The 13,534-nt window shown below is 65.0% G+C and carries 12 protein-coding genes; 9 read left to right on the top strand and 3 right to left on the bottom strand.

Features of this window, described 5'->3' with window-relative positions; all coding sequences use genetic code 11:
- The first annotated feature begins 161 nt into the window (after positions 1–161).
- From OGL92_RS10215 to OGL92_RS10175, 9 genes are all read left to right on the top strand, one after another.
- Positions 162–1,463, top strand: coding sequence for an MFS transporter (locus OGL92_RS10215; RefSeq protein WP_263143433.1), 1,302 nt, complete (start codon positions 162–164; stop codon positions 1,461–1,463).
- Between the two features lie 20 nt (positions 1,464–1,483).
- Positions 1,484–1,759: a muconolactone Delta-isomerase gene (gene catC, locus OGL92_RS10210; protein WP_263143432.1), complete on the top strand. Its 276-nt coding sequence runs from the start codon at positions 1,484–1,486 to the stop codon at positions 1,757–1,759.
- Positions 1,760–1,837: 78 nt separating this feature from the next.
- A complete protein-coding gene (locus tag OGL92_RS10205) occupies positions 1,838–3,094 on the top strand; it encodes an acetyl-CoA hydrolase/transferase C-terminal domain-containing protein (protein ID WP_263143431.1) in 1,257 nt (418 codons plus the stop codon).
- Positions 3,095–3,494: 400 nt separating this feature from the next.
- Positions 3,495–4,337, top strand: coding sequence for an RsbRD N-terminal domain-containing protein (locus tag OGL92_RS10200; protein WP_263143430.1), 843 nt, complete (start codon positions 3,495–3,497; stop codon positions 4,335–4,337).
- 11 nt (positions 4,338–4,348) lie between these two features.
- Positions 4,349–4,771 (top strand): STAS domain-containing protein, encoded by a 423-nt coding sequence (locus OGL92_RS10195; protein WP_263143429.1) that lies wholly within the window; start codon positions 4,349–4,351, stop codon positions 4,769–4,771.
- The gene (locus tag OGL92_RS10190) at positions 4,731–5,129 is read left to right on the top strand and encodes an ATP-binding protein (RefSeq protein ID WP_263143427.1); all 399 of its coding nucleotides are present in this window, start codon (positions 4,731–4,733) and stop codon (positions 5,127–5,129) included. The genes OGL92_RS10195 and OGL92_RS10190 overlap by 41 nt, the downstream gene beginning before the upstream one ends.
- A complete protein-coding gene (locus OGL92_RS10185) occupies positions 5,126–6,106 on the top strand; it encodes an ATP-binding protein (RefSeq protein WP_263143426.1) in 981 nt (326 codons plus the stop codon). The genes OGL92_RS10190 and OGL92_RS10185 overlap by 4 nt, the downstream gene beginning before the upstream one ends.
- Positions 6,099–7,865, top strand: coding sequence for an ATP-binding protein (locus OGL92_RS10180; protein ID WP_263143425.1), 1,767 nt, complete (start codon positions 6,099–6,101; stop codon positions 7,863–7,865). The genes OGL92_RS10185 and OGL92_RS10180 overlap by 8 nt, the downstream gene beginning before the upstream one ends.
- Complete coding sequence (locus tag OGL92_RS10175) at positions 7,852–8,967, top strand: response regulator (protein WP_263143424.1); 1,116 nt, start codon at positions 7,852–7,854, stop codon at positions 8,965–8,967. The genes OGL92_RS10180 and OGL92_RS10175 overlap by 14 nt, the downstream gene beginning before the upstream one ends.
- 223 nt (positions 8,968–9,190) lie before the next feature.
- On the opposite strand, the gene OGL92_RS10170 is transcribed toward OGL92_RS10175, so the two are convergent.
- The 3 genes from OGL92_RS10170 to OGL92_RS10160 form a co-directional block, all read right to left on the bottom strand.
- A complete protein-coding gene (locus OGL92_RS10170) occupies positions 9,191–9,760 on the bottom strand; it encodes a GNAT family N-acetyltransferase (protein WP_263143422.1) in 570 nt (189 codons plus the stop codon).
- Between the two features lie 175 nt (positions 9,761–9,935).
- Positions 9,936–12,644, bottom strand: a complete 2,709-nt coding sequence (gene tssH / locus OGL92_RS10165; RefSeq protein ID WP_263143421.1) for a type VI secretion system ATPase TssH — start codon at positions 12,642–12,644, stop codon at positions 9,936–9,938.
- A gap of 14 nt (positions 12,645–12,658) precedes the next feature.
- Positions 12,659–13,510, bottom strand: coding sequence for a hypothetical protein (locus tag OGL92_RS10160; RefSeq protein WP_263143420.1), 852 nt, complete (start codon positions 13,508–13,510; stop codon positions 12,659–12,661).
- Between the last annotated feature and the right edge of the window lie 24 nt (positions 13,511–13,534).

Below are 13,534 nucleotides of genomic sequence, written 5' to 3'. Positions count from 1 at the left end.
GTTAGCCAGATCGTCGCGCGGCGCCCTTGCCATGGCGTTCGCGGCAGCGAGGCCGATGCTCTCGGCCGGCACCGACGATCGACGGCCGGCACAGGAGTGAACCTACGCGATGGCCGCCTCGAGCCATGAGCCGCAATCCAATAACAAGAAGGACGATCGACATGTTCGAATGGTATAAAACCGGTTCCTCGCAAGAGCGAAAAACCTTCTGGGCCTGCTTCTCGGGCTGGGCGCTGGATACCTACGACGCCCAGATGTTCAGCTTCCTGCTGCCGACGCTGATGGCGGTGTGGCAGATATCCAAGGGCGAGGCCGGCATCCTGGGCACGGCGGCGCTGCTGTCGGCCTCGGTGGGCGGCTGGATCGCCGGGATTCTCAGTGACCGCTACGGTCGCGTGCGCATCCTGATCTTCACCATCTGCTGGTTCACCGCCTTCGGCGTGCTGGCCGGCTTCACCCAGTCCTTCGAGCAGATGCTGGTGGTGCGTACCCTGCAAGGCCTCGGCTTCGGCGGCGAATGGGCGGTGGGCGCGGCACTGATGGCGGAAATCATCCGCCCCGAGCATCGCGGCAAGGCCATGGGCTTCGTGCAGAGCGGCTTTTCCCTGGGTTGGGCCCTGGCGGCGGTGCTGATGACCGGGTTGCTGGCCTGGCTGCCGGCCGAGCTGGCCTGGCGCGTGGCGTTCTGGGTCGGGATCATCCCGGCGAGCTTCGTGCTGTTCGTCCGTCGCAACGTCAAGGACCCGGAAATCTACAAGCGCGCCAAGGCCCAGACCGAGGAGCGCGCTTCGATCCTGTCCGCCTTCCGTCCCCATGTGATTCGCCTGACCCTGCTCGGCGCGGTCCTGGTGACCGGTCTGCAGGCCGCCGCCTACACCATCATGACCTGGCTGCCGACCCTGATGGTCTCGGTGCGCGGGCTGAAACCCGGCCCGGTGATCGTCACCATGCTGATCATGTGCGCGGGCGCCTTCGTCGGCTTCGTCGTCACCGCCTGGCTGGCCGACCGCTACGGCCGCCGCCCCGCGCTGCTGCTGTTCAGCATCGGGGCCTGGATCTTCACCGTGATCTACATGCTGGTGCCGATGAACACCACCCTGCTGATGATGATGGCCTTCCCCGTGGGCGCCTTCGCCACCGGGATCTTCGCGGTGCTCGGGCCGTTCCTCAGCGAGCTGTTCCCGACCCACGTGCGCACCACTTGCATGGGCTTTTCCTACAACCTGGGCAAGTCCCTCGGTGCGCTGTCCATCGCCGGCGTCGGCATGCTCTCCGAGCGCATCGGCCTGGCGCAGTCGATCGGCACCTTCTGTCTGGTCGCCTATGCCTTGTCGGTGACCGCCGTGCTGTTGTTGCCGGAAACCCGTGGCGTACGCCTGGAAGATGTCGACGCGAAGATTCTCAGTGAGGACGACGCGACCGACCTGCCGCCGACCGCACGCTTGTCCGAAAGCAAGATCTGACGCCCAAGAGGAGAACCCCAATGCTGTATTGCGTGAAGATGGATGTGAACATTCCCCGGGATATCGAACCGGCGAAGATCGACGTGATCAAGGCCGCGGAGAAACAGCGCGCCCAGGATATCCAGCGCTCCGGCAAGTGGCCTCACCTGTGGCGGGTGGTCGGGCAGTACTCGAACATCAGCATCTTCGATGTGGAGAGCAACGACGAACTGCATGACCTGCTGTCCAGCCTGCCGCTGTTTCCCTTCATGACCATCCAGGTCACGCCCTTGGCGAAGCACCCGTCGGCCCTCTAGGCCGGCGCTCGCCCATCCCGCGATCATCCCGGCGCGGTCGCGCGCCGGGTTCGCCCCCGAAGCCCCCGAGACTCCGCGATGCCGACGATACTCGACGCCGCCGCCCCCGACCTGAGCGGGCTGGTTCGCCCCGGCGATACCCTGATGTGGGGGCAGGCCAACGCCGAGCCGCTGCCCCTGACCCAGGCCCTGGTGGCGCAACGGCAGCGCCTCGGACGGTTTCGGGTCATGCTCGGCATCGCCCATGCCGATACCTTCCGCCCGGAGCATGCCGACCACATCGACTTCATCGGCTACTGCGGCGCCGGGGCCAACCGCGAGCTGACCCGCGCCGGCCTGCTGGACATCCTGCCATGCCATTACTCGCAACTGCCGGCGCTGATCCTCAGCGGCGCGCTGCGCATCGACGTCCTGCTGTTGCAACTGTCGCCGGCCGACGCCCAGGGCCGGCACAGCCTCGCCCTGGCCCATGAATACCTGCTGCCGGCCCTCGACAGCGCCCGGGTGATCATCGGCGAGGTCAACCGCCAGGCACCCTGGGTGCACGGCGAGCGGACGCTGCGCAGCGACGAACTCGACGCCGTGCTCTACAGCGACCGACCGCTGCTGGAAAACCCCGCCAGCCCCGCGCGTCCCCATGACCTGGACATCGCCCGCCACATCGCCGGCCTGGTGGAGGACGGCGCGACCTTGCAGATGGGCATCGGCGCGATTCCCGACGCGGTGCTCGGCGCCCTGGCCGACCGTCGCGACCTGGGCGTGCACTCCGGCAGCCTCGGCGACGGCGTGGCGAAACTGATGCAGAGCGGCGCCATCAACAACCGGCGCAAGTCCATCGACCGCGGCCTGAGCGTCGGCGGCGTGTTGCTGGGGAGCCGCTTGTTGCACGACTTCGCCCACGACAATCCGGCGTTCAGCCTGCGCTCCACCGCCTATACCCACGATGCCGGCGTGCTGGCGAGCCTCGACCGCCTGGTGGCGATCAACTCGGCCATCGAGGTGGATCTGACCGGGCAGGCCAATTCCGAGGTCGCCGCGGGTCGCTACCTCGGCGCGGTGGGCGGGCTTCTCGACTTTCTCCGTGGCGCCCATGCCTCGCGGGGCGGCCTGCCGATCCTGGCGCTGCCATCGCGCGCCGGCGCCAGCGACCGTATCGTCGCCCGGCTGAGCGGGCCGGTCAGCGTGCCGCGCAGCGACGCCGGGCTGGTGGTCACCGAGCACGGCGTGGCCGACCTGCGCGGCCTGTCGCTCCAACAGCGAGTGCGCAAGATGCTGGACATCGCCCACCCCGACAGCCGCGCCAGGCTGGAAGAGGATTTCTACGCCAGCCGCTGAGCCCTGCCGCAGGCGCGGCCATATCCGTCTCCCGCGCCAGGGGGCGGCGCCGTCTCCCTGGCTCATGGCGGGAACGCTTACCGGCAATGCCGACAGGGCCGATTTCGAAAAAGGCGATCCCGCCCGGGAAGCGCCCGGAGGCGTTCGCATCGCGCGGCGATACGGCTCCCCGGCGGGTCGCCCGAAGCGCTTGGCCGCAGGACGCTGCTGAGGGCGCTGGCGCCGTGTGGGACGGCCGTTCCAGAGGGCTTCGCGACTTCCGACGTAGCTCGATGGAGCGGCCGCGGACTCCGTGATATGTTGCGCCGATCGTTTTCCTCAGCTCCGTTCGGACCCGCTTCGCGTATCCGTCGAGGCCACTCCCTGGAACGCCACTCTGCTCCGCACACGAGAGATGATGATGCCTGTATCGGTACTTGCTGAAATTCTGAAGAAGCACGAAAGCCAACTGCTGGAAACCTGGATCGAGGCCCAGCGGGCTTCGGGCATCCGCGCCGACCTGATCGACATCGATACCGTCATCGCCAACTCCAAGGAGCTGCTGAAACTCCTCACCGTCGCCGCCGCCGAAGGCACCCAGGACCTGTCCGCGCAGCATTGGGAGCCGGTCAAGGGCATGCTCGCGCGGCTTTCCCGAGTGCAAAGCCGGCAGGGCTTCACCCCCTCGGAAACCGCGACCTTCGTGTTTTCCCTGAAGGAGCCGCTGTTCGCCACCCTCCAGGCCTACGGCGAAAACCCCATCGAGGAAATCTGGGCCGCCACCCGCCTGCTGGATAGCCTCGGCCTGTACAGCATGGAAAGCTTCATGACCGGTCGCGAAATGGTCATTCGCGAACAGCAGGAAAGCATGCTGGAACTCTCCACCCCGGTGGTCGAGCTGTGGAAAGGGGTGCTGGCGATCCCGCTGATCGGCGCGCTGGACAGCAACCGCACGCAGATCGTCATGGAGGCGCTGCTCGAGAAGATCGTCCAGACCGAGTCCGAGATCGCCATCATCGACATCACCGGTGTGCCCACGGTGGACACCATGGTCGCCCAGCACCTGCTGAAGACCGTGACCGCCGCCAAGCTGATGGGCGCCAAATGCATCATCAGCGGCATCCGTCCGCAGATCGCGGCGACCATCGTCCACCTGGGCGTGGAGCTCGGCGACGTGGTCACCAAGTCCTCCCTGGCCGACGCCTTCCTGCTCGCGCTCAAAGAACTCGAAGTCCGCTTGGTTTCCAAGCCGGTCCTTCGCTGAGGAATGCCGCCATGGTTGAGCGAATCCCGATCCTCAAGATGGGGCGTTTCCTTCTGCTTTCCATCCAGGTGGACATGCACGATCAGTTGGCCCTGGACCTCCAGGAAGACCTGACCGAGAAGATCGTCAAGCACCGTTCCAAGGGCGTGCTGATCGACATTTCCTCGCTGGAGATCGTCGACTCTTTCATCGGCCGCATGTTGTCCCATATCGCCCATGTGTCGCGCATCCTCGACGCCAAGGTCATCGTGGTCGGCATGCAGCCGGCGGTCGCGATCACCCTGGTGGAGCTCGGTCTTTCGCTCGATGGCATCGCCACCGCGCTGAATGTCGAGAAAGGCATGAGCCGCCTGGAAAAGATGGTCGGCGAAGATTTCTACCTGGAGCCAGAGCGTGGGGAAGAGAGAGATATTTCCGCTGAAGCAGGAGACTGACATCGTCCTCATCCGCCAACGTGTGCGCAAGTACGCCGAAGAGGTGAAATTGGGCATCGTTTCGCAGACTAAGATCGTCACCGCCGCCAGCGAAATCGCGCGTAACGCCCTGATTTACGGCGGCGGCGGCGAGTGCCTGATCGAGGAATGCGAGCGCGAGGGGCGGCGGGCGGTCTACCTGAGCATTTCCGACTCCGGAAAGGGTATCGAGAACATCGAGCGGGCGATGGTGGACGGCTACACCTCCGGCAACGGCCTCGGCCTCGGCCTGAGCGGCGCCAAACGCCTGGTGGATGCCTTCGCCATCGACAGCGCCCCCGGGCGCGGCACCCGCGTCGAGCTATGGAAGTGGAGATGACCCTCGCGCCGGTCGACCTCAACCTGGCCGTGGCGGATGAAGCCCATGTGGACGCGGCGCGGCGGGCAGTGTTGCGGGAAGCGCGCCGGCTGACCCTGGACGAGACCTTCCTCGGCCGGTTGGCGCTGGTGGTGCAGGAGATGGCGCGTAATCTGCTGCTCCATGCCGGGCACGGCGAGCTGCATTTCAATCGCAACGGCCAGGGATTCGACCTGCTGGCGGTGGACAGCGGGCCGGGGATGGCCAACGTGGCGCAGTGCCTGAGCGATCATTATTCGACCAAGGGCACCATGGGCGCGGGCCTGGGTGCCATCAGGCGGTTGTCGGACCGCTTCGATATCTACTCCCAAGCGGGCCGTGGCACCGTGGTGTTCTCCCGCTTCGAGCTGGGCGCGGACAAGTCCCGCGACGGCCTGATCAGCGGCGCCTTGAGCACGCCTTATCCGGGCGAAGAGGTTTGCGGCGACGCCTGGGCGGTGAAGGGTAACCGGGTCATGGTCTGCGACGGCCTGGGCCACGGGGTTTCCGCGCATTTGGTGGGCCAGCGGGCGCGCGAGCTGTTCCTCGCCCACGACCCGGCGATGCCGCTCGCTCAACTCATGGAACAGTTCCACCGTGCCTTGATGAGCACCCGTGGCGGCGCCCTGGCGTTCGCCGAAGTGCTGCTCGCCGAGGGTCAGCTGAATTTCTGCGGCATCGGCAATATCGCCGGCTCCCTGGTAGCCGACAAATCGCGGGGACTGGTTTCGGCCAATGGCACCATTGGGTACAAGGCCGGTCGAATCCAGCCGTACTCCTATCCCTGGGATGAATCCTCTTTGTTGATCATGAGTTCCGACGGCCTCACCAGTAAATGTGGCATGAGCGGCTACCCCGGCTTGACCCAGCGGCATCCGGCGGTGGTGGCTGCGGTGCTGCACCGCGACTTCAGGCGCCACAACGACGATGCGACTGTGCTGGTCCTGAAAAATGCATGACCCTGGCCTGCCGCTGTGCAGCGTCCCCATCGCCACCGAGCTGGATGTCGTCCGCTGCCGCCAGCAGGCCAAGCAGATCGCAGCCTGGCTCGGGCTGGGCAAGCTGGACCAGATCCGTATCGCCACCTGCGTGTCCGAGCTGGCGCGGAACATCTATCAGTACGCCGCTCAGGGGCGGTTCGACTTCTATCTGAACCGGAACGCCAAGGGCGAGCTGAATGGCTTCGGTTTCGAGGCCCGCGACCAGGGCAAGGGAATCGAGAACGTCCAGGCGATTCTCGATGGCAGCTATGTCTCCACGACCGGCATGGGCATCGGCCTGCGCGGCGCCCAGCGCCTGATGGACGAGTTCACCCTCGAGTCCTCGGAGCGCGGTACGCGTATCCACGCGGTCCGGCATTTTCCCGCACGGCCGTTTCCCGACCCCGAGGAGATAAACGCCTTTCGCCAGCAGGTCGATCGGGCCGACCCGCTCGATCCCTATCAGGTGATGCAGGCGCAGAACAAAGAGCTCCTGGTCGCCAGCTCCGAGCTGCGGCACAAGCAGCAGGAACTGGAAGACACCAACCTCGAGCTGGAAAACACCAACAAGGGCGTGGTGGCGCTGTATTCCGAACTGGAGAAGACCGCCCAGGAACTCAAGGAAGCCGGCGAAGCGAAGAGCCGCTTCTTCTCCAACATGACCCATGAGTTCAGGACCCCGATCAACATCATCGAGAACATCTCCAAGCTCCTGCTCTCGGGGGTGGATGGGAGCCTGAACGACGAACAGAACAAGCAGGTCCGCTTCATCAGCGACGCCGCCATCGAGCTGTCGAACCTGGTCAACGAGCTGCTGGAGCTGGCGGAAGTGCAATCCGGACGGATGACCATCCAGCCGGAGGCGTTCGGCCTCTGCGCGTTCATGGAGAAGCTGGAGGCGTTCACCTCGGCGTTGTCCTTGCGTTATCCGCTGGTGGACTACCAAGTCGATCGGCCGGCCGAGGACATCGTCATCCACTCGGACCAGAACCGTCTGTTCCAGATTCTCCGCAACCTCATCTCCAACGCCTTCAAGTACACGCCACGCGGCCGGGTAAAGGTGAAGTGCTACCACACCGATGCCAATACCCTGGAATTCATGGTCGCGGATACCGGCATCGGCATCTCCGCCGAGAACCAGCGGCGCGTATTCGACGAGTTCTACCGGATCAAATCCTCCGGCCTGAGGAATATCGAAGGCACGGGCCTGGGGCTGTCGCTGGCACAGAAGGTCGCCACCCTGCTCAAGGGCGAGCTGGACCTGAGCAGCCGGGAAGGCGTGGGCAGCAAGTTCTATCTGCGGCTCCCGCTCGAGTACGAAGGGTCCGCGGTGGGCTCGACCCATTTCGACCTGTCCGGCACCACCATCCTGCTGATCGACGACAACCCGGCGGACCGCTACATCGTCACCAAGGCGCTGGCCGCCTTCGACCCGATCCTGATCGAAGCGGAGAGCGCCAAGGCCAGCATGGACAAACTCAACGTGGTCCGACCCGACATCATTTTTCTCGACCTGGATCTACCCGACATAAGCGGCGAGGACCTGCTGGAAAGCATGGACTGGAGCATGCACCGACGCGTCCTGGTCAATACCGCCAAGCATCTGACCGATGAGGACCGAGCCCGGCTGGCGCCGTACTGCTACGCCATCCTGCAGAAATCGGAGCCGGGCTACGTCGAACAAGTATTGCGGCAGGTGAAGGGTTTGTCGGGGAGTCTGAAACATGAAAGAACTTAAGCGCATCGCGATCATCGACGACACCGACGCCAACCGTTATGTGTTGAAGAAGATTCTCACCAGTCAGCACGATTACGAGGTCGTCGAAGCCGGTACCGGGCGCGAAGGGCTGGACATGATCGACGAGCATACCGATCTGGTGATCATCGACATCAACCTGCCCGACATGTCCGGGTTCGAGTTGATCCAGGCGCTGGAGGCGCGGCTGGGCAAGGATAACTTGCCATCGATCATCAATATTTCCGCGACCTTCGTCACCGGCAAGGACAAGGCCATGGGGCTCAACAGCGGGGCCCAGGCCTACTTGACCCATCCGATCAACCCGGACGAGGTCCTCGCGACCATCGCCCTGTTGCTGGAGTCGAATAACCGCTTCGAGCACATCCAGAACCAGCGCAACCTCGCGGTCGCCCGCAGCGAGAACCTGGAAACCGAGAAAATCATGCTCGAGCGCTTCATGCGCTCGCTCAGCCACGACCTGCGCTCGCCACTGACGGCCGCCACCATGGTGGTCAAGCTGATGCAGAAGAAACCCGAGCGGCGCAACGAGGAAATGCTGCAGATCCTCGACGAGAACCTGTTTCGCATGAAGGAGATGATCGCCAACGTGCTGGATATCTCCCACGCCAGCCTGGGCGGCAGCGTCCCGCTGCGGGGCGAGAAGATCGGCCTGTGCGGGCTGCTGAACGAGGCGGTGGAGAACCTGCGCCTGCAGGTGGACAACCCGCTGCAACTGGAGTCCGGCAGCGAGGATCAGTTCGTCTATTGGGACAAGCAGGCGTTCCTGCGCATTCTCGATAATCTGGTGATCAATGCGTCCAAGCACGGGGTGGCGGATGCGCCCATCCTCATCGCCCAGCGCCGGGACCAGGACGACATCGTGCTGAGCGTCACCAACCAGGGGAGCATGCCGGAAGAGGTGCTCGCCAACCTGGCGACGCCTTACTTCATTTCCTCGAAGAGCGACACCCAGGGCTGGGGCCTGGGGTTGCCCATCGTGAAGGCACTGAGCGAAAGCTTCGGCGGCTACTCCACCTTCAGCAACCAGAGTGGCCAGGTGTGCGTGGACATCCACCTGCCGGTGGCCATCGTCAACGCTTGAAAAGCGCAGGCTTGAGCCCTCGCGGTGGATGGGCGGTGCGAAAATAATTGGCCTTCCCGGCCAAGGTGGCCTACAGTGAAAACAGGACAACGGAAGTCCTGGTAACGTGTCTAGCATCGCCCTTGGCCTGTTTGCTCACAGCTTTGGCCAAGGGCGAGCGCAGTTTTCCGCTCCACCTCCCAACCAAACGAAGCCTCATCGGACCCAGCACAGTTGAGTACGATCAGCCTTCGTGCTCCGAGCCCCAGGCGTCCCGGACGGTCGTTTCAAAGCGTAGATACCAGAACAGCGCGGTCTCGCGCTGCGTTTCCGGCTGGGCGCTGTAGAGCAGCCGATCGATCCCGCCCAATTGGAAGCCATATCGTTGGTAGAACAGGCAGGCCGGCACATTGTTGTCCTGGGTCTCCAGCCTGATGCCGGGTAGTCCCCGCGCCTTCGCCCAACTCACTGCGGCGTCCATCAATAGACGGGCGACGCCCTGGCGGCGATAGCTGGATTCGACGCCCAGATCGTCGACCAGTGCATAGCCATTCCAGTTTTCGCTGACCAGCAAGTAACCCGCCCAGCCCGACGCGCCCTTGGCGGCGAGTAACGCCCGTTGACTGTCGGCCAACGCATCGCGGCATTCCTCGAGGTCGCTACCGTAGGTTTTCCGATAGCGCTCCACCGGTGCCAGGTGATCGCTCACCGCGCTGTCGAAGCAGGGGGCGAAGACATGCTCCACCGCGAAGCTGAAGTCGCCTTGCTCGATCCAGGTTAGGAGGGACGCGTCCGCCGGTTCGATTCTGATCATTTTCCGGAGAATCCATTGATGGGAACGATGCCTCGGCGGCGTAGGCGTCCGTGCCCGCGGCCGCGAGGTCGCTGGCGCGATACGGATCGGTCGGGCAGTGAGCCGCTCGTGATATCCGCCGAACGGGCGATCCCGTCGGGCCACGGACCGGCGCCGTGTCCCCGACAGGATGCGCTTAGGCGCGGGTTTCGAAGCGATAGGCGAAATCGTCGGCTTCGGCGCCAAGGTGGATCGAGGCGAGTGCCTTCCCTTCGGCCAGGTGGGTCAGGTACTCGCGGCTGATCACCGGCAATACGGTGTGGGTGAGGATCGCATCGATCATGCGGCCCCCGGACTCCACTTCGGTGCAGCGCCGGATGACCAGGTCGACGGCTTCCTGGGCATATTCGAAGCGAATCCCATGCTGTTCGTCGATCCGCTTGCGGATGCGGTCGAGTTGCAGGGCGACGATTTTCGCCAGGGTATCGTTGGCCAGCGGATAGTAGGGGATCACCACCAGGCGACCGAGGAACGCCGGCGGGAACACCTGCAGCAGGGGATCACGCAGGGCGGTGGCGAGCGCTTCGGGTTCCGGAGCCAGTTCGGGCTCGCGGGTCAGGCTCATCACCAGGTCGGTGCCCACGTTGGAGGTGAGCAGGATCACGGTGTTGCGGAAGTCGATGAGGCGGCCTTCGCCGTCTTCCATCCAGCCTTTGTCGAAGACCTGGAAGAACAGCTCGTGCACGTCCGGGTGGGCCTTTTCGATTTCGTCCAACAGGACCACCGAGTAGGGCTTGCGGCGCACCGCCTCGGTGAGCACGCCGCCTTCGCCGTAGCCGACGTAGCCGGGAGGCGCGCCCTTGAGCGTGGATACGCTGTGGGCTTCCTGGAACTCGCTCATGTTGATGGTGATCAGGTTCTGTTCGCCACCGTAGAGGATTTCCGCCAGGGCCAGCGCGGTCTCGGTCTTGCCGACCCCCGAGGGGCCCACCAGCATGAACACACCAATGGGTTTGTTCGGGTTGTCCAGGCGCGCGCGGGAGGTCTGGATGCGGCGTGCCACCAGTTCCAGGGCGTGACGCTGACCGATGACCCGCTGATCGAGGGTGTCGACCAGGCCCAGAACTGCGGCGATCTCGTTACGCACCATGCGTCCGACCGGAATCCCGGTCCAGTCCGCGACCACCGATGCCACGGCGGATTCGTCCACCGCGGGCAGCACCAGGGGCGACTCGCCTTGCAGGCTGGCCAGTTCTTCCTGCAAGCGCCCGTGTTCCGCCAGCAAGGCCTCGCGATCGACCTCGGGGGCGGTCGGGTCGGCCTGGGGCTCCGTCGGCGCCTCCTGGGTGTCGGCGGCCTGCAGGGCACGCAGTTGCCCGCGCAGGTCCAGCAGGCGCTCGGCGATGACTTTTTCCTGTTCCCAGCGCGCCTGCAAGGTGGCCACGCGTTCCTCTTCCTGGGTCAGGCGCGCCAGGCACTTGCTCTCGCGTTCGGCGACGTCGAGGCCCACCGCGCGCTCGCGCTCGATGATGGCCTTCTCGGTGCGGAGGATTTCGATCAGCCGAAGGCTGTCCTCCAGTTCGGCCGGCGACGTGTGCTGGCTGACCGCGACGCGCGCGCAGGCGGTATCCAGCAGGCTGACTGCCTTGTCCGGCAACTGCCGTGCGGGGATGTAGCGATGGGACAGGCGCACCGCCGCCGCGATGGCCTCATCGAGCAACTGGACCTTGTGGTGTTTCTCCAGGATATCGGCGATCCCCCGGACCATGGCGATGGCCTTGTCCTCGTCGGGCTCGCCCACCTGGATGACCTGGAAGCGGCGGGTGAGGGCGGGGTCCTTCTCGATGTACTTCTTGTACTCGCTCCAGGTGGTCGCGCCGATGGTCCGCAGGGTGCCGCGGGCCAGGGCGGGCTTGAGCAGGTTGGCGGCGTCGCCGGTACCCGCAGTGCCGCCCGCGCCGATCAGGGTGTGCACCTCGTCGACGAACAGGATGATCGGCTTGGGGCTGGCGTGCACTTCGTCGATGACCTGACGCAGGCGCTGCTCGAACTCGCCCTTCATGCTGGCACCCGCTTGCAGCAGACCGATGTCCAGCATCAGCAGGGACACGTCGCGCAGTTGCGGCGGCACGTCGCCGCTCGCCAGGCGCAGCGCGAAGCCTTCGGCCACCGCGGTCTTGCCGACGCCGGCCTCGCCGGTAAGCAACGGGTTGTTCTGCCGACGGCGCATGAGGATATCGACGATCTGGCGGATTTCTTCATCGCGCCCGGTGACCGGATCGATCTCGCCCTTGCGCGCCCGCTCGGTGAGGTCGACGGCGAAGCGCTTGAGCGCGTCCTGCTTGCCCGGGCCAGGCCCCATGGCACCGCTGGCTTCACCGGGAACCGCGCCTTCCAGCTGGCTGCCGTCGGTAGCCGCCAGGCCGTCTTCCGGAGAGCCGCGAAGGATCTTCGGCAATTCCCGGGAGAGGGTATCGGCGTCCAGGCTCGCCAGCTCGCGAGAGGCGTTGGCCAGGACGTTGCGCAGGTTTCCACTCTTGAGGATGCCGAGCAACAGCGTACCGCCCCGTACCCGATCGTCGCCGAACATCAAGGTGGCGTAGACCCAACCGCGTTCCACCGCGCTTTCCACGTGCTCGGAGAGATCGCTGATGGCGGTCGCTCCGGTGGGCAGCCGGTCGAGCGCGCGGGTCAGCTCGGTGGCCAGCTGCGCATCGTCGAGCTCGTAATGCCGGATGATGCGATGCAGGTCGCTGTCATTCAACTGAAGCAGTTGGTGCAGCCAATGCACCAGCTCGACGTAAGGGTTGCCGCGCAGCTTGCAGAAGACGGTGGCGCCTTCGATGGCCTTGTACAGCACGGGGTTGAGTTTGCCGAATAGGGCGGTACGGCTGATGTCGCTCATCGTTCAGAGATCCTTCACTGGCCGGCTTGGCTCGGGGCGGGGCTGGCGTTACCCGCCGGCTTCGCGGCGGGGGCCTGTACCGCCGGGGCGGTGAACGGGCGATGGGCTTGGTCGCGGGCATCGGTCACCGGCGTTTGCTTGATGCGGTCCAGCTTCCAACCGGCGCCGGTGCGCGTCAGGGAATAGGCCAGCGGCTTGCCGTTCTCGATGACTTGCTCCGGGCCTTTGGGCTTCAGCGCGTAGAGCACCACTTCATAGGCGCTCGGCTCGACGTTGCTGGCCCAGCGCGACGGCACCAGGCGGGCGTAGTTGAGCACCGACGACCCCGGCAGGCGGCCGAGCACCCGCGAGCCCAGCTCGGCTTCGGCCACCAGCGGGTAGTACACCGGGGCCGAACGCGAGCTCACGTCCAGTACGTGCAGGAAGCCGAAACGCTGCCAGTCGTTGATGGCGAAGAGGCCTTTGCCCTTGCCGGCGATCACCAGGTAGCGTTTCTTCGGCAGGGTCATTTCCAGCAGTTGCGCCTTGTCCAGGTCGATCTGCGGGAAGGAGCCCCAGGGAGTATCGGTAGCGGGGAAGCGCTTACGCGAGTATTCGACGGTCGCACCTTCCTCGCCGGAGGTGATGTAGGCCGGGGTGTCTTTCACCCGTGCCTCATGGCGTACGCCGTCCTTCTGCTCCTTGCTGTCGAATTCGTCGCTGAGCAGGGAGACCGCCGGGCTTTCGATGCGCCAGACGCCTTCGAGGGCGAAGGCGAGGCTGGGGTCGACTTCGGCATGGACGGTGGGAACCTGCAAGGCCAGCCCGAGAACGGTGAGGTTGCGCAGGAGGGCGGAACGGGAGAACAGTGCGTGCAATGACTTCATCTTTACGGACTCGAGTCGGATGGG

The organism is Pseudomonas sp. RIT-PI-AD (assembly GCF_025642785.1).
GTDB lineage: Bacteria > Pseudomonadota > Gammaproteobacteria > Pseudomonadales > Pseudomonadaceae > Pseudomonas_T.
This window is presented reverse-complemented; position numbering and strand designations above follow the sequence as displayed.

Excerpts from the sequence above, each read along its gene's own strand:
- OGL92_RS10180 (WP_263143425.1), top strand. The coding sequence starts at position 6,099 with ATGCATGACCCTGGCCTGCCGCTGTGCAGCGTCCCCATCGCCACCGAG.
- OGL92_RS10215 (WP_263143433.1), top strand. The coding sequence starts at position 162 with ATGTTCGAATGGTATAAAACCGGTTCCTCGCAAGAGCGAAAAACCTTC.
- catC (WP_263143432.1), top strand. The coding sequence starts at position 1,484 with ATGCTGTATTGCGTGAAGATGGATGTGAACATTCCCCGGGATATCGAA.
- OGL92_RS10195 (WP_263143429.1), top strand. The coding sequence starts at position 4,349 with ATGGTTGAGCGAATCCCGATCCTCAAGATGGGGCGTTTCCTTCTGCTT.
- OGL92_RS10160 (WP_263143420.1), bottom strand. The coding sequence starts at position 13,510 with ATGAAGTCATTGCACGCACTGTTCTCCCGTTCCGCCCTCCTGCGCAAC.
- tssH (WP_263143421.1), bottom strand. The coding sequence starts at position 12,644 with ATGAGCGACATCAGCCGTACCGCCCTATTCGGCAAACTCAACCCCGTG.
- OGL92_RS10185 (WP_263143426.1), top strand. The coding sequence starts at position 5,126 with ATGACCCTCGCGCCGGTCGACCTCAACCTGGCCGTGGCGGATGAAGCC.
- OGL92_RS10175 (WP_263143424.1), top strand. The coding sequence starts at position 7,852 with ATGAAAGAACTTAAGCGCATCGCGATCATCGACGACACCGACGCCAAC.
- OGL92_RS10205 (WP_263143431.1), top strand. The coding sequence starts at position 1,838 with ATGCCGACGATACTCGACGCCGCCGCCCCCGACCTGAGCGGGCTGGTT.
- OGL92_RS10200 (WP_263143430.1), top strand. The coding sequence starts at position 3,495 with ATGCCTGTATCGGTACTTGCTGAAATTCTGAAGAAGCACGAAAGCCAA.
- OGL92_RS10170 (WP_263143422.1), bottom strand. The coding sequence starts at position 9,760 with ATGATCAGAATCGAACCGGCGGACGCGTCCCTCCTAACCTGGATCGAG.